Origin of the sequence: Xanthomonas pisi DSM 18956, assembly GCF_001010415.1 — a bacterium.
GTDB lineage: Bacteria > Pseudomonadota > Gammaproteobacteria > Xanthomonadales > Xanthomonadaceae > Xanthomonas > Xanthomonas pisi.
In genome coordinates, this window is sequence record NZ_JPLE01000223.1 from 1 (window position 1) to 388 (window position 388).

Below are 388 nucleotides of genomic sequence, written 5' to 3' on the forward strand. Positions count from 1 at the left end.
CAGTATTGCTGTTCCGTCAGAAGGAGGGTTTTGCGTTCCATAAAAATAAGGCTCAGGCCCATTAGGATTCTGAACAGGGTCGCAAACACAAATTGAGTATCCAAAAAGAAGCGCATCAGACCCTTCAGGCAATTCGCGAGTCTGAGTTGATCCAGCGGCAGTCGCTTTCAACTCAATTGAAAAGCTTGTGTTTACCCCAGCTGTCGCGTTCGCAGTTTGTTCTACAATCCAGATTCTGTACCAATCGCCGCCGATTGCCTTGATGCCACCACGGTTTGATTCCCTTCTCACACCATCGAACTTGCCTGTGATGAAATAAATCAAAGAAGAGTCAAGATTGAACTGCCCAGTCACTGGGTCGAAAAGTTTTCCATTACTCGATGCATCA

At 46.4% G+C, this 388-nt stretch carries 1 protein-coding gene; it reads right to left on the reverse strand.

Annotated features, from left to right (window positions below):
- A partial coding sequence (locus Y887_RS20795; RefSeq protein ID WP_162199180.1) for a hypothetical protein occupies positions 1-388 on the reverse strand: 388 nt, incomplete at both ends.